The organism is Paenibacillus sp. FSL H8-0280 (assembly GCF_045040665.1).
GTDB lineage: Bacteria > Bacillota > Bacilli > Paenibacillales > Paenibacillaceae > Paenibacillus > Paenibacillus xylanexedens_A.
Window position 1 is genome coordinate 3,180,125 of the sequence record NZ_CP150296.1, and the last position, 22,848, is coordinate 3,202,972.

Here is a 22,848-nt window from a genome sequence, read left to right on the forward strand (position 1 = left end):
TACGTGTCGAAATCGATAGATGTGATTGTCATCGGAGCCGGAATTGCCGGCAGTACATGTGCCATGCAACTGGCAGGGAAAGGACATCGGACCCTTTTGCTGGATCGCCAGGAGTTCCCGCGGCACAAAACCTGCGGTGAGTTCATGTCACCCGAAACGAAGGAGATGTTAGAAGTTCTGGACATTCACCTTCTGGACCAGTCGAAGAAACCCAGCACCATGGATCATGCCAAAATCGTTATGCCACAAGGCGGAGTGATCGAAGCACCGCTGCCGGGATTTGCATATGGCATAAGTCGATATGAGCTGGACCAGATTTTGCATCAGAAGGCGCTGGAGGCCGGAGCCCAGATTGTGACCAAAGCGACCATAACCAGCATCGAGCAGCTTGAGGATGCCAGTTATGAGGTTCAGGTGAAACAGGGAGATGAGCGGATTAGTTACAGAGCCAAAGCCGTTATCGGGGCACATGGGACCAAAAAGCCGCGCGGGATGGCTTCCGCACCTGATCTGCGGGACCAAACCGTATACGTTGGCGTTAAGTCCCACTTCAGCGGGATAGAGATTCCCGCACGGGTAGAGTTATATTTTTGCGAGGGTGGTTACGTGGGCATTTCCCCGATTGAGGATGGCATTGTGAATGTCGCCGCATTGTTGACACTGGATACCGTCCAGGGAAGTAGCAAGTCTGTAAACGATATTTTACAGGCGGCATCCCTGACAAACGTGAGTTTGGCGGCCCGTTTAGCCGAAGGAAAACCTGTAGATGGAACTCAAGTGTCGATTGCGCCGCTGCATCTGTCCAACGTTCCTGAGCCGTGGTCTCAATATCCGCATATTGGGGATGCCATGCTGATGATACCGCCCTTATGTGGAGACGGAATGTCAATTGCCCTTCGCTCCTCACTCCTGTGTGCAAGGTGGACTGACAAGTACCTGCAAGGCGATATTGAACATGCCGATTGGCAAAGTAATTACACGCTGGAAGCAAGCCGTGAATTCACTAAATTGCTCAGACGCGCAAGAAGAATTCAAAAGCTGGCTTTTGCCAAGACCAATAAATTCTATCCTGGTCTGGCCCGGATGATCCCCGGTCTAGCCGCTTATGTTGTGAGAGCCACACGGTTATCCGAGATGAACGCAGCGCGCTAATAGGCTGAAATTTTGCTCAATACTTTTGCGAAAGAGGTTGCTGACGGCGGCCTCTTTTTTGGCGTACAAACATTAATTTTGTGGAGACAGTTTGGAAATTCGGGAAATGCTCGTATAATAGAATCGAATGTAATGATAGAGAGTTAATTCAGATGAAATGTCGGGAGGCACTATTTAAGATGAACTATTCATTTTCCAATCGTATCGCAGCACTGCAACCATCCATTATTCGTGAGATTCTGAAGGCTTCTTCGGGGCAAAATGTGATTCCATTCTCCGCGGGAAATCCTGCTCCGGAAACCTTTCCTATTGAGGCGATTCGCACATTCACTCAATCCATTCTGGAGCATGACCCGGTCACAGCTCTGCAATATGGAATAACGGAAGGATATGTTCCCCTCAGGGAAGCATTGACTCAACATTTGAAGACAGGTTTTGATACCGGTAAACCATCCGATCAGTTGTTCATTGTATCCGGAGCGCAGCAGGGGATTGAACTGGCCTGTAAAGTGTTCTGTAATGAAGGGGACACGATTATCTGTGAGAGCCCAAGCTTTATCGGTTCCCTGAACTCCTTCCGGGCATCCGGTGCAAAGCTTGCCGGTGTTCCGATGGAGATGGACGGTATGGATATCGAGAAGCTGGAACAGGCGCTGCAAACGGAGCCTAATGTGAAACTGATCTACGTGATCCCGAGTTTTCAGAATCCTACTGGTGTAACGACGAGTCTTGCGAAACGTAAAGCCATATATGAGCTGGCTAAGAAGTATGGCGTTATGATTTTGGAAGATAACCCGTACGGAGAGCTTCGATTCAATGGAGATGATGTGCCAACCATTAAATCTATGGATGATGAGGGTCTGGTGATCTATGTTGGATCATTCTCCAAAATTCTGTCGGCTGGACTGCGCGTTGGTTTTGTACAAGCGCCACATGAAGTTGTGGAGAAGATGGTTGTTGCCAAACAGGGAGAAGACGTACATACAGCCATGCTTCCACAGATTCTGGCATACAAGTTCATGACAGAGTATGACTACGCGGGGCACATTAACAGCATTCGTGAGGTCTATCGGAGAAAAGCAACATTGATGATGGACAAACTGCAAGAGCATATGGGTGAGTCCATTACCTATACCCAACCGGATGGTGGACTGTTCCTCTGGTGTGATCTGCCAGCACATGTGCCAATGCTTGATTATGCCAAGACTGCGGCAGCTCAAGGGGTTGCGGTTGTACCGGGAAATGCATTCCTGGTGAACGAGCAAGACCCTTGTAATGCCATCAGACTTAATTTCTCAACCCCGTCGGACGAACAGATTGTCAAGGGTGTAGAGATTTTGGGGCAGGTATTGAAAGGTTATAACGCTTAAAAATGCTTCAATATGATATATCTACGAAAAGCCGCCAATTGGCGGCTTTTTTGGGCTTTTTCACAGCCTAATTATCGATTAAAGCACTTAATTCTGCCTGAAATACCTTTTGATTCTTCTGATTGAATGTACTCAGCAGCACGGTAACAATCCCATTCCCTTTTCGTCTGGGAGTCAGTCCAATGACTTCTGCAATGACATGAAGTTCATCATCCGGAAAGACAGGTTTCAGGAATTGAATGTTATTCATTCCGGTGCCCGCCACGACATGCTCTCCATAGACCCCAACCTCAATCCATAATTTAAAGGAGATATTCATCGTTTGCATGCCAGAAGCAATTAAACTGCCGAATCGGCCTTGCTTGGCCTTTTCCTCATCCAAATGCATGTACTGTGGATCATAGATTGTGGCAAACTCAATAATATCACTCTTGGATAATGCCAAGGATGTGGTTTCGTAGCGCTGACCTATTACATATTCACTAAATCTCATGAAGGCACCTCGGTTTCTTTAATATGTTTTTTCGTAGTTGATGTTTTGCTAAGAGACATGACTGGACTGACGTGTTAAAATGCTAGTGAACTATCCCATGTGTATTGCTGTGTTACTGCCATAATGGACTAAACAGATGAAACTGTCTTTGAGGAGTATATATGATGACAACGATTAAAGATGTAGCCAAGATGGCTGGTGTAGCCAGTTCGACCGTATCTTGCGTACTCAACGATAAAGGAAATGTAAGTGAGCCGACAAGACTTCGAGTACTTGAGGCAGCGAGTCAACTCAATTACGTTAGGCATGGTCCTGCATCGGAATTAAAACGAAATAGTACACAAACCATTGGTATTATTGTCCATGACATGTCCAGCCCGTATTTCTCGGATTTGGTGAACGGAATAGAGACCGTCGTCATGAGTCATGGATACGATATGATCGTATGTAGTTCGTTGGGTGGAGAGAAGTCGACAGCCCATCGTTACATTCGTGAACGAAGAATTGACGGAGCTATTGTTATCGCTCAGAATATTCAAGATCAGTTGCTGATTGAAGCATCTGAAGCAGGGTTTCCGATTGTTGTCATGGATCGGGATCTGGATGCTCAACATATTGTAAAGGTTTTGATGAGTGATACGCAAGGTGGTTACTTGGCTACCCGTTATCTGATCGATAAAGGGCATCGGACAATAGCTTATATTAGTGGCCCGTCACAATCGGAATGTAATCTCCATCGTTATCAAGGTTATTTGAAAGCCTTGAAGGAGGCAGGCATCGAAGAGAACCCCGAATGGAAAATTGGCGGACAATACATGAAGCAAGATGGGTACAATGCAGCCAAGAAACTGCTTGAAGGAGAGTTGCCATCCGCTGTATTTTTTGCAAATGATGAAATGGCCATCGGCGGCTTGGAAGCCTTCAGGGAGCATGAAATCTCAATACCTGAGCAGGTATCCGTAATTGGCTTTGACAATATACCTGCATCTCAGTACATGAATCCACCTCTAACCACATTTCGTCAGCCGAAGAGGGATGCAGGCCAGCTTGCAGGTCATGTTCTCTTCCAACTGCTGAACGGAGAGATCGTAGAGACGTTATATACACTGGACATCCAATGCGTGGAACGTGATTCTGTTCGGCTCCTCAACCTGAGTTGAGGAGTTTTTTTGCATTCTAAAGAATTTTAAATTCTTAAAAAGAAAGGAGAGTAGCCGTTTATGCATAATATAAAGACGAGGAGTATTTTGCATTGGAAATAAATGGAGGTTGATACGATGGGCGTACCCACTTTTTTGGAGACAGGCCATATGCAAGAAGGTTTTCCCATTCGGGTAATTCATACAGGCAATCAGTTCAATTATGCTGCACACTGGCATGATGAGGTTGAACTGGTTCTCGTCAATGGTAAGAGCGCCAGAATTGGTGTGAACGACCACGTGTGTGAGTTGGAAAAAGGGGATGTGCTGCTGATCAAACCAGGGGATGTGCACTGCTTTTTGCCGGGGACCGAACATTTGACCATTATCTTGTTCCGACTCGAATTGTTAACGGGGAGTTTCACGACCGAAGCCGAAATTCAGGATCTCGGACAACTTTTCAACAAAACAACAGTTATTCCCTCGAATACGGGAAGTCAGAGCAATCTGACTCAATATATAGATGACATCATTACCGAGAAGAAAAATCAGAAGCCGGGATACCGATGGTTAATGGTATCCAGGTTGTATGATCTCATCATACTTTTATTACGTACCAAAGTACCGGTTACCACCGATGAATCTTCATCTTCAGGATGGGCATGTACTTCTTCCAAAAAATTTGAATTCCTTGAATCGGTCTGTGAATACCTGGAGGAGCACTATGCTGAGCCCATTAAGCTGGAACAGGTGGCGGAACATATTAAATTCAGCAAGTTCCATGTCTGCAAGCTGTTCAAAGAGATCAAGGGAGTAACACTGATGGAATACTTGAATCATTTTCGAATTATCAAATCCGAGTGGGCCTTATTGTTCCGTCAGGATACGATTCTGGAGATTGCGATCGGACACGGATTTAACAATGTTAACTCCTATAATCGTCTTTTCAAAAAATATAATGACTGCACACCCTCCGAATTTCGTAAGAAACATCGTACGAATATCACAAAATATGGAGGGTAATGCACAATATTTGTGGAGAAAGCCCTCTCCAAAATCAATATACTCTAATAAATTGTAAGCGTTTCCTTTTTGAAGGAGGGGGCCTATGAAGAAGTGGTTTAAGCCAACTATTGTATTAGTATGTGCAGCGATGTTGGTAGCTGGTTGTCAGTTCAGTCCATCGAATCAAACCAAGCAACAGGAGATTACCGTGTGGAGTTTTACGGATGAAGCAGGGTACGCCATCGAGAAATTCGAACAGAAATATCCTGACATTAAAGTGAACTTTGTCAACATCCCCGGTAATTTCTATATCACCAAGCTGAAATCTGCGCTACAGACAACCTCCAAGGCTCCAGATGTATTTATGATTGAAAATGCAAATATTCGAGAACTGATTGACGTTCCATATCTGGAGAATCTATCCGCTTCGCCGTATAACGCCAATGAACTTATCCAGGAACAATATGCTTTTGTTCAGGCCAATGAACAGGACAGTGAAGGAAATGTCAGAGCGATAGGTTATCAGGGAACACCAGGGGGCATCTACTATCGTCGGGATCTGGCGAAGAAATATCTTGGCACCGATGATCCTGAACAGGTGGGTTCACAGATCGATACATGGGAGAAGATCTTCAAGATTGGAGAGAAGGTACAGCAACTTAGCGGGAATAAAGTACATGCATTGGCGAATTGGAATGCTATATCGAATTCATATGATGGTATACCTTGGGTGAAGGACGGCAAACTCGTCATCGATCCAACCTATTTGGAAGTGCTCGATCTTGTACGTGAAGCACGTGAGCGGAATGTACTTGCCGAGTATGAAGATGGAAGTGCAGGTTACGCTGCATCCATGCAAAAAGGAGAGGTCATGTTTTATCCCGGGGCAACCTGGGCACTGCAATATACGTTCAAGGCAAACGCCCCGGATACCGAAGGCATGTGGGGCTTGGCTCAGGGACCGTCAGCGTTTAGTGCAGGCGGAACTTATATAGCGATGTATAGTAAAAGTGACAAAAAGGATCTGGCCTGGAAGTTTATTGAGTTCTATAATTTTGACCACGATTTTCTGTCCGAGTTAGCGAAAGAACAGGATTATTTCACCAGCAACATGGTTGTGAATGATGAACTTGCCCCGTCTCTCTCATCGTCCTACTTGGGTGGACAGAAGCATTTCGAGTTTTTCTCGGAAGCTGCAAAACGGGTACCTGTATACGAACGCACCAAATATGATGCCACGATTAACAATGATATCTACAAGATTGTACTCCAGTTATATCTCAATAAGGACATTCAGACCAAGGAAGAAGTCGTAAAGCGAATCAAACGTGATGTCACCTTGAGATTTCCGGAGCTGGAAGTGGATTAGCTTATAAGCGAGCGAATGAATATACACATCCGATGATAACTGGGGGGATAGAACATGTTTGCCAAAACGATTCGCAAGGACCATTACGGCTACTACTTCATTGCTCCGTTTTTTATTATTTTCACCATTTTTGGGCTTTATCCCATTTTATATTCGCTCTATATCAGTTTCACCAACTTTGATGGAATCACGACACCTGATTTTGTAGGGATCGGTAACTACGTTGCCGTACTACAAGACCCGTTGTTCTACAAAACCTTGTTTAATACGTTATTCATCTGGGGCGTATCTGTAGTTCCACAGCTCACAATCTCACTTGTGTTGGCTTTTATCTTGAATGATAAGCTGCTCAAAGGACGGGACTTTTTCAGAGCCGTATACTTTTTTCCCAACATCGTTACGGCTGCATCACTTGGATTACTTGTGAGCTTAATTTTTGACTGGCAGTCTGGCGGACTGAATCATTTTTTGGTGCAGACCGGCATAATACAAGATCCAATTAACTGGAAAAACGATCCCTGGTTTATGCGTCTGATTGTATCATCCATTTTGTTCTTTCAATACTTTGGCTATTCGATGGTCATCTACCTAGCTGGTCTTCAGGGCATTGACCCTTCTCTGCTGGAGGCTGCCCAGATGGATGGCGCGAAAAAGAAACATATTTTCATTCATATTATCGTGCCGATGCTCCGTCCAATTATTCTGTTTCAGATGATTACATCTATTATTGGAGGCATCCAGATTTTCGATCAGCCATTTACATTAACCAATGGCAATGGTGGTCCTGACCGGGCAGCCATGACAAGTATTATGTATCTCTATAATGTAGCATTTCAGAGCACGCGTTTTGGTTACGGCGCTGCCATCGCATTTTGCCTGTTCATCATTATCATATTGTTGTCTGTTGCATCCTTCATCATGACCAAGCGCAAGAGCCGTTCATAGGGAGGGGAGTTCTTCATGCAAACTGCGAAATCAATGGAACAACCAAATGCAGCAATTCAACAGTATGCCAACACAAGGCGACTAACGGCGGGTAAGATCATCATCTATCTATTGCTGATTGGTCTAGCGGTACTCTGTATTATTCCGTTCTATCTGATGCTCATCTATTCCACACATAATAATGCAACGATTGCTTCGACCTTTACATTTCTCCCCGGATCATTCTTGGTTGATAACTATATGAACATGGTATCCAAAATCAACATATGGCGTGGGTTTGCCAACAGTATATTTATTGCCGGGACATCGACCGTATTATCTCTGTATATTGGGGCCTTAACTGCGTATGGATTTGCCAAATTTAAATTCAAAGGACGAAACGGGTTGTTCCTGTTTCTGTTAGCAACCATGATGGTACCGGGTCAACTGGCTCTAATTGGCGTATATCGACTATTCAGCATGATGGGACTTCTGGATAGTTATGCCGCAATTATTTTGCCTGCTGCGGCTAACGCGTTTAATGTATTTTTTATCAAACAGTTCATGGAGAGCAGCATCCCGGATGAGATTATTGAATCTGCGCGGGTGGACAGTGCCGGTGAGTTCCGGACGTTCAATCAGATTGTACTGCCTATTCTGGGGCCGGCGATCGCCGCCCTTGGCATATTCACGTTTATCGGATCATGGAATAATTTCCTGACACCGCTGGTGCTATTTTTCTCCCTGGATAAATATCCGCTTCCGGTATTGGTTGCGCTAGTGCAGGGGTACTATGGGATGGATTATGGGCTCTTGTATTTGGGTGTAGCGATCTCAATCCTGCCTATTATTATTGTATTCTCTATATTTTCCAAACAGATTATTGGGAGTGTTGCTCTGGGTGCCGTGAAAGGATAGCGATAAATAGAAAATAGGGAATTGCAAAGAGTAAGATCAACGGATTCATAGGAATGAATAGTGTTCTATATCATCAGAGTCGCTCATGAGGGCGGCTTTTTTGGCATTCTATATTTTGCGTATATATCCCATCTGATAAGTAAAGGATACCTTTAACTGAGAATATCTGGACGGAGTGTTTACGGAAAGGGGGAGGCGTCATGGACACATCAGCGATAACACAACAGGACCTGCCATTAACCGGACAACTTGTTATTGATCAAGAAATGTTACGCTCCGTTTTTGCGGGTTGCTCGGACGTTGTATTTCATACATTCCAAACCGCGTGTCTTACTTCAGCATTATGCGTATATTGTGTTGGTGTATGCGATACGGAGCGGCTGGAGAGACAGGTACTAACCCCCATTCAGGAAATGGGGATCAAAGCTGCGCAAGTTCCGCTAGCTTCTGTTAAGCAAGTTGAAACGACTACTCAGGCAGTACAGGCCATATTTGAAGGAGAAGCTCTTTTACTGCTGGACGGTTCAATAGGCGGAACTACATACCCTCTATACCAAGCTGCAAATCGTTCAACGGAAGAACCGTTAGCTGAATCGACCGTGCGTGGTGCACGGGATGGGTTCACAGAATCATTGACCATGAATATGTCTTTACTGCGCAAACGTCTCAAGACACCTGCACTGAAGATTCATACACGTAACATGGGAGATCGTACAAACACCAGTATTTCACTTGTATACATGGAGGGGATTATTGACCCCAAACTTGTTAAGGAAGTGGAGACACGACTTGCCGATTTAAAGCTCCGAGACGTACTGGAGAGTCAGTACATTGAAGAAGGCATTGTTGACCAGCGATATTCACCATTTCCGCAGATGATTGCGACGGAACGCCCGGATGTCGTTGTTTCCAACTTGCTGGAAGGTCGGTTTGCTATTCTCGTTGACGGAACGCCGTTTACCCTTATCGCACCAGTAACCATTTTTTCCATGTTACAATCCCCCGAAGATTATTATCAAAATGTGTTCATGAGTGTTTTTGTACGCTGGCTGCGATACATTTTTTTTGTTTTATCCATGCTGCTTCCATCGGCTTATGTAGCGATTACGACGTTTCATCAGGAGATGATTCCTACCGTATTGCTTCTCAGTATTGCTCGGGCGAGAGAAGAGATCCCTTTTCCAGCCCTGGTGGAAGCACTCATTATGGAAATCGCCTTTGAAGCATTGCGTGAGGCTGGCGTCCGATTGCCCAAGCAGGTCGGATCAGCGGTCAGTATCGTGGGCGCCTTAATTATTGGGCAAGCGGCGACGAGTGCCGGAATTGTCTCAGCCCCCATGATTATCATTGTCGCGATTACCGGTATCGCTTCTTTCATGATACCCCGCTATGCTGCCAGCATCGCGACTCGTCTACTACGTTTTCCCATGATGTTTCTGGCAGGAACGCTGGGACTCACGGGTGTCATGTTGGGAGTCATCTTGGTTGTCATTCATCTAAGCAGTCTTCGTTCATTTGGAACACCTTATCTCTCACCGGTAGCACCTACGATGGCTAAGGAACTTAAGGATGTATGGTGGCGTCCATCCCCAAGGAACAAACCACACTAGAACAATCTACATTTCGAGCAAACAAGGGAGCGGGATTACATATGTTGACTGACAAAGGGAAAATATCGGTGACTCAATTGGCATTTATGGTCTTTCCCGCCATTCTCGCGACGGCTATCTTGTCTGTGCCTGGAATTACAATGCACTATGCAGGACATGACATGTGGATGACCCCAATTATAGGTTCGATCGTTGGGTTGGCTGCCATTGGTATTTCCGTTGGACTTGATCGTCTGTACCCTGGAAAAACACTCATTCAATCCAGTGTATTGATTATTGGTCGGATTCCGGGCAAGTTATTTGGCCTGATATATATCGCTTTTTTGCCACACTTGACGGGCTTGATTATTCGGGAATACGGTGAATTCATTGTCAATAATGCACTTCCGCGTACACCTTTGTTTGTTGTGATGGGTACGATGGTTGTTGTATGTGCGATTAATGTCAGACTCGGGATTGAAGTTGTCGGACGAACCGCTCAGGTGTTTGTTACCCTGCTGATCGTACTGCTGGCTTTGATCTTTATATTATTGATTGGTGAACTGAATCCTGCCGAGCTGTTTCCTTTTATGGAGAAGGGCCCAATTCCCATTATTACGGGGGCTGCTGCACCTGCTGCATGGTTTAGTGAATATATCGTGTTGGCTTTTCTGTTACCTTATGTGAATGAAAAAAAACGAATAACCCGGGTCATGCTGGGTTCCCTTGTGTTTACAACAACTGCAATGACAGTGACCAATCTGTTTTGCCTGTTTTTAATTGGTGATTTGACGGATACATTTGTATTTCCGGTCATGATCGCAGCAAGATACATAACCATTGCGGACTTTCTGCAGCATATCGAATCCCTTATTATTGCTATCTGGATTTTCGGTATTTTCGTTAAAATTTCCGTTTTTTTATATATCTTTGCTACATCAACCGCGGAATGGTTTGGTTTGCGGGACTACAAACCTGTGGTTGCGCCACTTTCGTTCCTGTGCATGGTATTTGCTTACTGGGTTGTGTCCGGTGGATCCGGTATTTCCAGTTTGGTTAGCGCTTCAGCCAACTTGTATACGATCAGCATTTTATTAATCCTTCCGGCTATGATCTACGGTGTCGCATGGCTGAAGAAAGGGTGGGCACATTTTCGGAAGAATCGAGCGAACACCTGATTGATGGGGGAGGAGCACTTGCGAATATATAGAGTACTACTAATGCCAATATTGTGTTGTGTGCTTTTAAGTGGATGCTGGGATCGCATCGAGATTAACGATTTGGCTATCGTGCTGGCTACAGGGATAGATTATGAAGATGGCAAAGTACAATTGACTTCACAGATTTTCATTCCGCGGAAGGCGAGTGCAGGAGATAGCAGTGGGAGTGGAGGTAGTCCAAGCGGGGTTACAATGATTCGAACAGCGGAAGGACGTACAATTGCCGAGGCATTGAATCGGTTACAACGTAAAGTTCCCCGGAATATGTTCTGGGGCCACTGCGAAGTCATCATCATTAGTGAGCAAGCCGGCAAACGCGGTATCCGCGAGTATATCGATTTCTTCCTGCGTTACCCTCAGTTCAGGGAGCATGCATATGTCTTTTCCAGCGATAAGGCTGCGAAAGATATCCTTGCGTTACTTGATCCACTGGAGCGAAGTTCTGCTGAATCGTTGCGTGAGATGGCCAATCTGAAGTTAGGTACACGTGTTACTGCGCTTGAACTGGCTAAATCTATTGAAGGTCCGAGCAGTTCAGCCATTTTGTCTCGCATGTTAATCTTACCCCCGGAGCCCGATCAGGATAAACTGACGACTACGCCATATGTGAAAGGTCTGAGTATGTATAAGAAGGATCGTTATGTCAAGACGGTCAAAGAACCACTAAGCGTAGGTGTATTACTACTTGCAAAAGAACTGAACAGCATTATCATGCCCGTTGAGTTTGAGCCGTTAAAGGGTTCTTTTTCGATAAGACTCATTGAAAATAAAACCTCCTTGAAGCCGCGAATTGTAAACCAACAGTGGAGTATGAAGGTCGACATCCAAACCAGGGGAGAAGTGGTGTTAAATACGACGGATGCCAATCTGACTGATCCCGCTGTATTAACTAAACTGGAAAAGGAATGGTCGGCTAAACTCACATCTTTGGCTCACGATGCTTTAGACATGTCCCAGAAAGAGCTGCGCTCCGATTTCTTCAAATTCGCAGTTGAATTCCGCAGATATTACCCGCATCAATGGAAGGCGCAGGAGAAGAACTGGGAAACCATCTATCCTGATATGGACGTGCAAGTCAAAGTAGATGCGCATGTAGTACGTACCGGAAAATCAACAGGACCACAGGGGATACCTAATGAGGACGAAAGTTGAACAGAATTGGCTCCTGTACAAGCCTGAGAAGAGAGGTGATTGCATGAAACTAGGCTCAATCCTTGGTATTTTGCTGCTGGCGACTGCGATAGTGTATGGGGAGTGGAAGAGCAGCAAAGAGAAACGAGCCAGAATAGTGAGCGCGGGAATTACTGCTGTGGCAGCAGTAATTGGGATCATTCTTCTCTTTCAGCCCCGTTTGCCTGGTCCTACCCAGTTTGTGAAGCTTATATTTGGAAGTGTGGATAAATTTATAAAATAAGATGATGGGAAAAAGAAGGACCAAGTCTCTGCGTACCAGAGGCTTGGTCCTTCTTTTTATTTAAGTTGTATCCAGTTAGAAAGTTTACTCATTGATCACAGAAGCATTTACGGCATCTTCCATTTTCGTATTGTAGGAACGGAACAGACCCAGACGCCAGAACGCGGCTCCTTTGAGGTCATAACGTTTGGCGAGACCCAGCTTATCATCAACAGAGGACGGCGTTTCACTGCTTAGACTGATACCGAGCAGAAGTTTACTCTTTGGGACACCGGCCTGTATGGCTAATTGAATTGCCTGATCTACAAGACTATTTGGCTCAGGTACCTGAGATTTGGTGCCAACCGGATTATACTGATAGGCCATAATGATAAGATCATCTGCAATAGAGGCAAGTGTCTTGTAATCATAACCTTTATAAGCACTATTTAGCGGCGGTACCGCTAGAGATAAAGCTGTGTCCTGGGGCAAGGAACTCTTTAGTTGTTTCACGTAAGCATTGAGCAGCTTCTGTTGTTCTACCGCATCCAGTTTAAAGCCCAGTCCCTCAAAATCCAGAACAACTCCGCCAAAACCATGCTCCGTGACAGCAGCAGTTATACCTTCAATCGATTTCAGCCGCAGGCTCTTGTCGCTCAGAACTTTGGTCAGTTCTCCGTTTCCATCCAAGGCATACACCATGAGCTGTGGTTGGATCTGTTGATCTGCTGCATCAGCAACGATGGACTGCGGTGTAATATCACCCGCAGCAGCAGGGAGACGGTACTCATCCCCTTGGAGCGTGAACTGACCTTCACGATCAATGCGGCTCCAGCCAAAGGCTACGGAATTCATGGAAGTAATAAGGTCCTTCTCTTGAAAGGATTGCAATGCATAGAAGGCTCTCAGGTGCATCTCGCGTTGCGGGGAGACAAGGGAGACCGTCTTGGTTGCTTGATTCCAGCTTACTTGTACACCGAATTGGTTACTGAACGAACTTAGTGGAATAAGTACGCGGCCCTCCCGCTGAACGGGTGTTGCTGCGAGTGTAACTTTTTTTCCATTAACGGTCGCTGTGGTGCTGCCAACTTGTAATAGTACCTCGGTAGTTTGTCCTTTCACAGTGTTCGTTGCTTTTACAGTCTGTGATTTGCTGTTCCAGGTAATATCAATACCTAGGGCTTCACCGACCGTCCGAAACGGAACATAAGTGACACCTTTATCAACTCGTGGAGCTGCATCAAATTTCAGGGGCACATCATCCAATTGAACTGAGATGGCCGGGGCAGCATAGGCTCCACCGATATTGGGAGTACTTCCAAGGATAGAGAGAGCAATTACAGTAACCGCGGCGATTTTTCCTACACGTTTAATAAGCATCGTATGTCTCCTCCAACTTTGTACATAATAATAGAATCATGTTTTATAACCATATCTAGTAATCTAGCATATGTATCATAACAAAATTTTCATATCGTTCCAATATAAGAGTCTTGAATATAGCCGTATATACCATATCGCTGTTTAATAGATTCTTCCGACCATAGTAAAATTAAATTAAACTCTGTTGAGCTAATGGTAAGAAGTCCAAACATAATAGTACGCTACGAATATACTATCCTATCCCAACATTAGGAGGTAGATTGATGAGCACATTTCTGGATGCAAGAACTTCTCAAAATGCCAGTTTGGCCAACTCAATAGCTATTCCAATATTAGTCCTGAACACTCCACAGCTCTTTGGCCAAATCGGTTTGCAAACTGCCGGAGCAGGAGCAAATCCCAGAGTTCAATTTAAAGGGACGGTTTCTGTACAATTACCTTTAGCTCTTGCGGGCATAACGATTACCGTTGTAAGAGGTACTTTAGCAACGGACCCGGTTATTTACTCCGCAACGTCCACATTTGGTTTGAGTGTATTGGCACCACAAGTAATTACATTCTCTGGAAATGATTTTAATCCACCGATTTTACCACAATTAACTTACACTGCTTTTGTAAGCTCCAACGTGCTGGGAACAATCCGTGTTGGTCCCGAGAATTTTGATGGATTTGTGGTCTCTGATTAATAGCTCTCTCTAAAAATAGTGATGTTAATCGTAAAAACGACCCCATATCTCTAATCTACGGGAAACCGATTAGAGGTATGGGGTTATACGTGTTTTATCAATCTGAAACGACAAATCCGTCGAAACTCTCGGGGCCCACCCGAGTAGTACCGAGCAGGTTTGTGCTGATAAATGCGGTATAGGTTAATTGGGGCATGAGCGGTGGGTTATAGTCAGTGGCAGTGAAGACAATCACTTCAGGGTTAAGCAGACCATTCAGACCATATGTGTGGTTTCCCGAGTATACTATTGGGTCGGTCGCGATTGTTCCTCTTACCACAGTAATACTCACTATAAAAAGTGCACGCAGCAATTGCACCGTGATGGTCCCTTTTAATGAAACTCTTGGATTGGTTCCGGCTCCAGCAGTTATGAGACCAATCTGGCCGAATAATTGGGGCGTAAAAATCACTGGAATCGGTATGGAGATGGAATTAAACAAGGCGGCATTCTGGGATGTCCGTGCATCTAGAAATTGCGTCAATGTATATACCTCCTATCTTTCTAAGATAGAATAATATATTCATTATTCAGATATTCGCATGGACGGTGGGTGCAGTGCTGGAAATATTAAAGACAAACTGACTACCCAAATCACTGGAATCTTTAAGCCATACAACGCCACCCATTAATTCTGCGAGTTGTTTACAGATGGACAGGCCTAGCCCCGCTCCGCCATACTTTCCTGAATTACCATGAATCTGGGAGTAGGATTTGAACAACAGATCCTGACGATCCTGCGGGATGCCGATGCCCGTATCCTGTATTTCGTAGGATGCATGGAGATTACCTTCTGTATCAGCAGATACCTCAGTAGAGATGCATACTTCCCCTTTCTCCGTAAACTTAAGCGCATTTCCAACGAGATTGATTAAAATCTGACGAACTTTGTGCTGATCGCCCATAAGCATCAGATGATCATTAATATTATATTCTGCGTACAACCTAATTCCTTTTTTCTGCGCTTCAGAAGAGAATAATTGTAATACATGTTCAACTGTTTCAGTGACACTATAGGGTTTGATCTCCAGAGAGATCGCACCAGCTTCTGCTTTGGAGTAATCCAGGATCTGATCCATCATCGACAGAAGGCTGGCGCCACTTGACTCAATGACATTAACATATAACGATTGATCCTCACTTAGCCTGGTCGATTGCAATAGATTGGCCATTGCAAGAACACCATTCATTGGCGTCCGGATTTCGTGGCTGAGAACGGCCAGCAAATTTTTCTTTTCTTCAAGCACTTTTGCAGCGGTCTCTTCCGCCTGTTTTAACTGTTGCAGAGTTGTTTCCATCTCAAGAAGACTCGTGAAAAAGGAAGACAAGGAGAGAAGCAGATCCACGTCCTTTTGTTGATAGGAATAGAAATCCTGATCAAATGAGCAAAGGGAGCCGTAAATTTCTCCGTTCTCATTATGTATGGGCACACCGACAAATGAACATCCACCTACGAATTCGGTTGCGTCCATATGTCTGGTTAATGGATGTGTTAGATTATTATTGATTACTAACGGGCCTTCGGAATGTTCAGTCACAAGTGCACAGTATGACTCGGCGTTATCAACGACCAGCCCCTCACCCAGAATTAGTTTGTCACGATTATATACGTTCAGAACCTTGGTGGATAGATGATCCAACTGGGCAATACAAAACGTATTTGCAGGAATTAACCTGCTTGCCGTGTCCATGACATTAGCAGCCGAATCATATAATTTATGTGAGACAATGGATAGTACATCAATGAATTCTGTTTTTAACATATTGATTTGACTCCTCCTGATTGTAGAAATTCGTTGTGCACTGTATTCAGTATATATGAATTCGAAGAATCGATCATGTATGGTTTTGACAGTGGAAGACGGAAATGAGATAATATAATGCTGTGTAACATGTATATATTAATAAAGTTTTGGAGGCAAATCAATGAATCAGCGTTTTCGAATTACCCGATCCATGCAAGATAGTAATGCCGAGCAATCCATCTCGCTGGAAGAGTGCAAACTCTACTTCGAATCCCAACCCGATTTTACCTATTCACCGATTCTTAACATTGTAGGAGCTGAGAGCACCATGACCATCGAGGGGGACTTTTTTATGTGGGACCTCGAGGGTGCACAGATTGCTTTTCGTTTGTACATGGGGGATCTGTATGTAGCTATTTCGAACGAAGCTATTGTACCCAAAATGATTGAGATTGCAACGGATCTACGTGCAGATATCGTTGAAGGATAAGAAGTAGAGCACTAGAGTTTGATAAAAATGTAAGGATGTTAGTTGTAGTTTACTCTAGACATTCCTGTAAAAATGAGACTAAAGATTCATTTATATTCCATATGTTAGATTGTAATATATGGAATATAAAACATTTTACAGGAGGGTAATGAAGTGAAAAAGACCAAATTAATACTTGTTGTATTCATGAGTATGATCCTTGCCTTATCGGTAACTGGTATAGGATCGAGTTCAAAGGCTTCTGCAGCTACGGCACGTACACCCATTGTATTGGTACATGGATTGACCGGTTCAGATAGCAATTTTACAGCAATTGAGAGTTATTTGCGTAGCCAAGGGTGGACAAGAGACGAATTATTCGCGATTGACCTTCCTAGCAAACAAGGAAACCAGCTGTTGAATTCCGCAGCAATTAGTCGATTCGTAGATGATGTTCTGCGCCAAACGGGTCATACAAAAGTCAATATTATAGCTCATAGCATGGGTGGAGCTAATAGTCTCTATTACATAATTAACCGTGGAGGCGATTCCAAAGTGGATAAGTTGATTACCCTTGGCGGGGCTAATCGATTGACCACAACGACAGCTCCAAGTGGAATAAAGGTGACTTCGATCTATTCCACCAGTGACACGATTGTGTCTCCGGTACTTTCCCGGTTGAACGGGGCAAACAACGTTTCGGTTTCCCTCGTATCCCATATCGGTCTGCTGTTTAACTCACGAGTGAATGCCCTGATCAAAACTGCGTTGAACGAGTAGCTGAACATACAAAATGTGCATTCTTCATAATGTACTGAATGATTGACTTGAACACGACTGGCCATTTTTGGGCAGTCGTGTTTTCGTATTACCCGGAAATGGCTCGCTGAGGTAAGATTTATAATTAGCTACATCCGTTCTATAATTAGAAATCAGAATAAAAATGGAACAAGTTAAGGAGTCTGTATACATGCAACCTCAACCGAATGATCGGATTAAAGTTCATCCAGGCTTTTGGGCTGGATTACATCAATTAGGGATTGGTGCTGATGACATCGCTCGCACAGCACAACTATCTCTTGAGACAATAAATAAACCAGTAGTGACCCAATCTCAATACTTTGCAATCTGGCAGGCGTACTCTGATCTCATTGGGGACACCGCCGAGGGCATCATTAAACTTGCAACCGGATATGAGATATCGAAGTATCCTCCGCCTGTACTGGCAATGTATCATGCTCGTGATTATCGTGATGCGTTGAATCGCATGGTGCGTTACAAGCAAATGTGTCCTCCCGAGAGTTTGCAGATTACTGAAGCAGGGGAGGAATGGTTCATTGAACTCGAATGGTTACATAAGGGGCAACAAGGTCCGCCATTACTGGTCGGTATTACGCTGGCATTTCTAATCGAACTTGGACGGAGGGGTACAGGACAGCCTTTGACTGCCAAACGGGTTGAGTTCTCCCAACCGATGGGTGACGTAGCCACCCTTGATGCTTACTTCGGCTGCCGAGTTGATACGAATTCTAACCATAATCGGCTGACGCTGGAACGGAAAGATCTGAGCCTTCCATTTTTATCGTATAACGAGGAGTTACTGGAGATTCTGACCCCGGCTCTGGATCGGTCGCTGGACGAACAAGAGAGCAATCGTTCCGTTACTGAAGTGGTCAAATGGATTATGAAACGCAGCCTCACAGGAAAGCGCCCTGACATCCAGACGGTCGCCAAAGAGCTTCGCATGAGTGATCGTACTTTGCAGCGGCGACTGACGGAGGAGAACACAAACTTCAAGCAATTATTAACAGAGGCTAGACGTGAGCAGGCCCGAGAGTACCTTGCAGATCCTTCACTCGATATCAAAGAAGTGGCATTTCTGGTTGGATATGAAGATCAGAATTCATTCTATCGTGCTTTCAAGACCTGGGAAGGGGATACACCTTCAAATTGGCGTGTGAGGCAATAATTCTGGCGCAAAGTGCTAGTTACTAGGCCCTTCAGACTGCGTAATATTATATCTATCCGGTGCATGAAGCTGTTGGCAATGTTCAAGAAGCACCTGCCGGATAGTTGTAATCAAGAAGGAGAAATGCAGGATGGATATGGGACTAAAAGAGAAAACAGCCTTAGTTACAGGATCAACAAAAGGAATCGGTAAAGCGATTGCTATAGAACTCGCCCGAGAAGGTGTTCACGTTCTGATTAATGGACGCAATGATGAAGAGGTGGAACGAACCGTTCGCGAAATCAAGTCTACTTTTCCGGAGACCTCTCCGCAAAAGGCTACCGCTGATCTTGTGGATCTGGAGCAAAGACAAGCTTTATTTGAGAAGTTCCCTGAGGTTGATATTTTAGTGAATAGCATGGGCATATATGAGATCATGAGTTATGAAGACGTGAACGATGAAGTGTGGGAGAAATATTTCCGTACCAATGTATTGGCTGCCAATGGCTTGTCCCAATTTTATTTACCTAAAATGGTGAAGAACAATGACGGACGTATTATATTTATCGCGAGTGAAGAAGCTCTTATGCCCTCAGGCCAGATGCCCCAATATTGCATGACCAAATCAATGTTGCTGTCATTATCCAAAAGTTTGTCCAAACTGACAGCAGGAACTGAAGTTACGATCAATACGATCATGCCAGGTCCAACACTGTCCGAGAATGTGCGTGATATCATTGAGAGCATATACCCTGATGAGTCACTGACTTTTGAGGAAAAAGAGAAAGATTTTATGAAGAGCAATCTGCCTCAGTCTGAATTGCAGCGATTCATCAAGCCAAGTGAAATCGGCAGACTCGCAGCTTTTGTATGCAGTCCGTATGCTTCAGCTTTTAGAGGCTCTCCCATCCGTATGGACGGGGGCATGGTTCCCACCATATTTTAAATTTGTTCAGGATACAGCATATGTAACCATAAGAAGTCGCCAGTATTGGTGACTTTTTTATTTGTAAATAATCTATGCGAGGGGCGTCAATCGAGTTTATAATACAGGTATGATTTTCGAAAACGGTTTCTGTTACTTGGAAGCGATTACTTGTATCGATTATATGAATCTAAAAGGGGACACTATCATGATAGCTGCAATAAATCTGGAAGGCATATGGAAACTCCAACTCGATGAACATAAGGTGGAACGTGGTCTGAATTTCTCAGACGTTATTACATTGCCAAATACTACATCTCATGCGGCCAAGGGGAAGAAAAACGAGAATGTGTTAATTGGTGCGCTAACGGATGAGTATTTATTTGAGGGTTATGCCTGGTTTTCACGAGAGATTGAGATTTCAGAAGACTTGGCTGGCAAACGGTGTTTCTTGCATCTGGAAAGAACTCGAGTAACCACAGTCTGGATCGATGGGGTGGAATGGGGAACGCAAAACAGTCTGAACACACCTCACCGTTACGAGATGGAGGCAGGGCTAACCGCTGGGACTCATACAATTACCATTCGAGTGGACAATACCAATTATCCAACCAAAGGTGGTCACCTTACATCCGAAGACACGCAGACGAATTGGAACGGCATCACCGGGAAATTGGAACTTCAATTTTTCGAGCGTGTTTTCCTGGATAATGTTCAGGTCTATCCCGATCTTGCGACTCGATCTTTCGAGATCAAGGCAGCACTTGTTGGTGACCTGCAAGAAGTACGAATCGTGGTTTCGGCTGTTGCAGTCAGTGCAGATCCGGTGTATACGACCGAGGAACAGATTTTCGCCCCGGATTCGCAGGAAATCCAGCTGACGTACAAGATTGGCGAAGATGCGATGTTATGGAGTGATGATGAACCTAACCTGTACCAACTTCATATTCATCTGCAAGATCAGGACGGCGAAGTGCTGGATTCCACCGAAGTATGGACGGGATTACGGGAATTCCGGGCTGCTGGAGACAAATTCACCATTAATGGTCGCAAAACGTTTCTTCGAGGCAAACATGACGGGCTGATCTTTCCGCTCACGGGATACGCGCCAACCGATGTGGATGAATGGGTTCGCATTCTCGCTATCTCCAAGTCCTACGGTATCAATCACTACCGTTTCCATACCTGTTGTCCTCCGGAGGCTGCTTTTATTGCAGCGGATCTGCTCGGCATCTACATGGAACCTGAGCTTCCGTTCTGGGGAACCATTACGGATGAATCTTCGGATGGGCATAATCAAGCCGAGCAGGATTACTTGATTAGCGAAGGATTTGCGATGCTGCGTGCTTTTGGTAATCATCCTTCGTTTGTCATGATGTCCATGGGGAATGAACTATGGGGAAGCAAGAACAGATTGAATTCGATCCTGAAGGCATACAAAGCATATGATCCTCGTCATCTATACACCGAAGGTTCGAATAACTTTCAGTTTGTGCCGGACATTCTGGAGGAAAGTGAATTTTTCTGCGGGGTTCGTTTCTCCAAAGAGCGTCTGTTCAGAGGTTCATATGCGATGTGTGATGCTCCGCTCGGTCACGTGCAGACCGACCTGCCAAATACATTGAAAGATTACGATTCGAACATTGTGCCGACGCAAGGCATCAATGCTGATCCTTCTGGGCAAACGGCAAACAAAGAGATTCAGATTCAGTATGGGACAGGTTCCAAAACAGTGCAGGCCGAAGCTGGAAGTGACGAACTTGTCTCACACGTACCAATCATCTCGCATGAAATTGGACAGTACGCCACGTTTCCTAATTTCGAGGAGATCAACAAGTATACGGGTTCTCTCAAAGCCAAGAATTTCGAAGTGTTTCGAGAGCGTCTGAATGCCAAAGGACTGGGACATCTGGCGGAAGCATACTTCAGAGCTTCTGGTAAACTCGCGGTCGCATGTTACAAGGAAGAACTGGAAGCTGCTTTTCGTTCGCAGCAACTAGCCGGGTTCCAGCTGCTGGATCTTCAGGATTTCAGCGGTCAGGGAACAGCGCTGGTGGGTGTACTGGACGCATTCATGGATTCCAAAGGCATGATTACACCTGAGGAGTGGAGAACGTTTTGTTCCGACGCTGTGTTGTTGGCGAGATTCCCCAAATATAATTATCAAGCGGGTGAATTGTTCGAAGCACGCATTGAACTAAGTTACTTCCGGAGACAAGCGTTGGACGGACTTCAATTGAAGTGGGAAATTCAAAGCGAGCAGATCGAAGGAAGCGTCCTATTGGAAGGGAAAGCAGACCTGCCAGCGACTCATGGGGAACATTATGTGAATATCACAGAACTCAGCATTCGCATCCCTGAAGTCTCCAATATGACCCAAGTGGAGCTCAGACTGTCCATTCCGGGCACGGATATCCGTAAGTCGTACGACCTGTGGATCTACCCAAATCAGCAAGAAGTGGACCTGAGCGGTTTGAATCTATTTACCGAACTCTCGGAACAGGCGTTGGCGTTGCTTGAGCAGGGCGAGGATATTTTACTTTTCCCGAATCCCAAACAGATTCAACACGCGATCGAAGGTTTCTACAGCACCGATTTCTGGTCTTACCCCATGTTCCGTTCGATATCGGAGAATATGAAGAGAGAAGTTCCTGTGGGTACAATGGGCTTGTTGATTCAACAGGACCATCCGGCCTTCGAACATTTTGTCACAGAGGAGCACTCAACTTATCCGTGGTGGAGCATCGTGTCCGAGTCGTCATCGATCATCTTGGATGAGTTGGATAAAGACTTGAATCCGATCGTGCAGACCATTGACAATTTTGAGCGAAACCACAAGCTCGGCCTGTTGATGGAGTGTCGGGTCCGGAAGGGGAGAGTGCTGATGGGAGCGCTGAATCTGGAGCGTCTGATGACTACATTGGAGGGCAGACAGTTGTTATACAGCTTCCAGCGTTATGTACAAAGTTCCGCTTACCAGCCAGTTGCACGTCTGGAAGTAGAGGAACTTTGCAAGTTGTTTAACTAAGATATAGGGAGAAGAAGTGTCAGGTTTCCCTTAATTATGCCAATGAGCCCCTT

At 44.9% G+C, this 22,848-nt stretch carries 21 protein-coding genes; 17 read left to right on the top strand and 4 right to left on the bottom strand.

Annotated features, from left to right (window positions below; genetic code table 11):
• Positions 1-3: 3 nt before the first annotated feature.
• Complete coding sequence (locus MHI12_RS14160; protein ID WP_405172735.1) at positions 4-1,152, top strand: NAD(P)/FAD-dependent oxidoreductase; 1,149 nt, start codon at positions 4-6, stop codon at positions 1,150-1,152.
• A 179-nt stretch (positions 1,153-1,331) separates the two neighbouring features.
• Positions 1,332-2,522, top strand: a complete 1,191-nt coding sequence (locus MHI12_RS14165) for a PLP-dependent aminotransferase family protein (RefSeq protein ID WP_047842872.1) — start codon at positions 1,332-1,334, stop codon at positions 2,520-2,522.
• A 67-nt stretch (positions 2,523-2,589) separates the two neighbouring features.
• Here the strand turns inward: MHI12_RS14165 and MHI12_RS14170 are convergent, their stop codons facing one another.
• Entirely contained in the window at positions 2,590-3,015 is a 426-nt protein-coding gene (locus MHI12_RS14170; RefSeq protein WP_074094976.1) for a MaoC family dehydratase, read from the bottom strand.
• Between the two features lie 161 nt (positions 3,016-3,176).
• On the opposite strand from MHI12_RS14170, the gene MHI12_RS14175 reads away from it, so the two are divergent.
• The 9 genes from MHI12_RS14175 to MHI12_RS14215 all read left to right on the top strand — a co-directional run bounded on the left by MHI12_RS14175 (position 3,177) and on the right by MHI12_RS14215 (position 12,593).
• Positions 3,177-4,175 (top strand): LacI family DNA-binding transcriptional regulator, encoded by a 999-nt coding sequence (locus MHI12_RS14175; protein WP_405172736.1) that lies wholly within the window; start codon positions 3,177-3,179, stop codon positions 4,173-4,175.
• A gap of 117 nt (positions 4,176-4,292) precedes the next feature.
• Positions 4,293-5,177, top strand: coding sequence for an AraC family transcriptional regulator (locus MHI12_RS14180; protein WP_017688600.1), 885 nt, complete (start codon positions 4,293-4,295; stop codon positions 5,175-5,177).
• Between the two features lie 85 nt (positions 5,178-5,262).
• Positions 5,263-6,528, top strand: a complete 1,266-nt coding sequence (locus MHI12_RS14185; protein WP_405172737.1) for an ABC transporter substrate-binding protein — start codon at positions 5,263-5,265, stop codon at positions 6,526-6,528.
• 54 nt (positions 6,529-6,582) lie between these two features.
• On the top strand, positions 6,583-7,473 hold the full coding sequence (locus MHI12_RS14190) for a carbohydrate ABC transporter permease (protein WP_091016465.1): 891 nt from the start codon (positions 6,583-6,585) through the stop codon (positions 7,471-7,473).
• 15 nt (positions 7,474-7,488) lie between these two features.
• Positions 7,489-8,370 (top strand): carbohydrate ABC transporter permease, encoded by an 882-nt coding sequence (locus MHI12_RS14195; RefSeq protein WP_405172738.1) that lies wholly within the window; start codon positions 7,489-7,491, stop codon positions 8,368-8,370.
• A gap of 200 nt (positions 8,371-8,570) precedes the next feature.
• The gene (locus MHI12_RS14200) at positions 8,571-9,980 is read left to right on the top strand and encodes a spore germination protein (protein WP_341007342.1); all 1,410 of its coding nucleotides are present in this window, start codon (positions 8,571-8,573) and stop codon (positions 9,978-9,980) included.
• A 41-nt stretch (positions 9,981-10,021) separates the two neighbouring features.
• Positions 10,022-11,137 (top strand): endospore germination permease, encoded by a 1,116-nt coding sequence (locus MHI12_RS14205; RefSeq protein ID WP_339286793.1) that lies wholly within the window; start codon positions 10,022-10,024, stop codon positions 11,135-11,137.
• An 18-nt stretch (positions 11,138-11,155) separates the two neighbouring features.
• Complete coding sequence (locus MHI12_RS14210) at positions 11,156-12,331, top strand: Ger(x)C family spore germination protein (protein ID WP_405172739.1); 1,176 nt, start codon at positions 11,156-11,158, stop codon at positions 12,329-12,331.
• A 43-nt stretch (positions 12,332-12,374) separates the two neighbouring features.
• Positions 12,375-12,593, top strand: coding sequence for a hypothetical protein (locus MHI12_RS14215; protein WP_405172740.1), 219 nt, complete (start codon positions 12,375-12,377; stop codon positions 12,591-12,593).
• A gap of 84 nt (positions 12,594-12,677) precedes the next feature.
• Here the strand turns inward: MHI12_RS14215 and MHI12_RS14220 are convergent, their stop codons facing one another.
• Positions 12,678-13,952 carry a stalk domain-containing protein gene (locus tag MHI12_RS14220; RefSeq protein WP_405172741.1) on the bottom strand — a complete coding sequence of 425 codons (1,275 nt, stop codon included), beginning with the start codon at positions 13,950-13,952 and terminating at the stop codon, positions 12,678-12,680.
• Between the two features lie 266 nt (positions 13,953-14,218).
• On the opposite strand from MHI12_RS14220, the gene MHI12_RS14225 reads away from it, so the two are divergent.
• Positions 14,219-14,641, top strand: a complete 423-nt coding sequence (locus MHI12_RS14225; protein WP_341007346.1) for a hypothetical protein — start codon at positions 14,219-14,221, stop codon at positions 14,639-14,641.
• Between the two features lie 97 nt (positions 14,642-14,738).
• Here MHI12_RS14225 and MHI12_RS14230 read toward each other — a convergent pair whose 3' ends face one another.
• Positions 14,739-15,164, bottom strand: coding sequence for a hypothetical protein (locus MHI12_RS14230; protein WP_405172742.1), 426 nt, complete (start codon positions 15,162-15,164; stop codon positions 14,739-14,741).
• 46 nt (positions 15,165-15,210) lie between these two features.
• The gene (locus tag MHI12_RS14235; RefSeq protein ID WP_341007348.1) at positions 15,211-16,443 is read right to left on the bottom strand and encodes an ATP-binding protein; all 1,233 of its coding nucleotides are present in this window, start codon (positions 16,441-16,443) and stop codon (positions 15,211-15,213) included.
• A 163-nt stretch (positions 16,444-16,606) separates the two neighbouring features.
• Here MHI12_RS14235 and MHI12_RS14240 point away from each other — a divergent pair, with 163 nt between their 5' ends.
• From MHI12_RS14240 to MHI12_RS14260, 5 genes are all read left to right on the top strand, one after another.
• Positions 16,607-16,915 carry a hypothetical protein gene (locus MHI12_RS14240; protein WP_341007349.1) on the top strand — a complete coding sequence of 103 codons (309 nt, stop codon included), beginning with the start codon at positions 16,607-16,609 and terminating at the stop codon, positions 16,913-16,915.
• 186 nt (positions 16,916-17,101) lie between these two features.
• On the top strand, positions 17,102-17,674 hold the full coding sequence (locus tag MHI12_RS14245) for an alpha/beta fold hydrolase (protein ID WP_341009846.1): 573 nt from the start codon (positions 17,102-17,104) through the stop codon (positions 17,672-17,674).
• Positions 17,675-17,864: 190 nt separating this feature from the next.
• The gene (locus MHI12_RS14250; protein ID WP_405172743.1) at positions 17,865-18,863 is read left to right on the top strand and encodes a helix-turn-helix domain-containing protein; all 999 of its coding nucleotides are present in this window, start codon (positions 17,865-17,867) and stop codon (positions 18,861-18,863) included.
• A 130-nt stretch (positions 18,864-18,993) separates the two neighbouring features.
• On the top strand, positions 18,994-19,788 hold the full coding sequence (locus MHI12_RS14255; RefSeq protein ID WP_405172744.1) for an SDR family NAD(P)-dependent oxidoreductase: 795 nt from the start codon (positions 18,994-18,996) through the stop codon (positions 19,786-19,788).
• A 187-nt stretch (positions 19,789-19,975) separates the two neighbouring features.
• On the top strand, positions 19,976-22,795 hold the full coding sequence (locus MHI12_RS14260) for a glycoside hydrolase family 2 TIM barrel-domain containing protein (protein WP_405172745.1): 2,820 nt from the start codon (positions 19,976-19,978) through the stop codon (positions 22,793-22,795).
• Positions 22,796-22,848 lie beyond the last annotated feature (53 nt).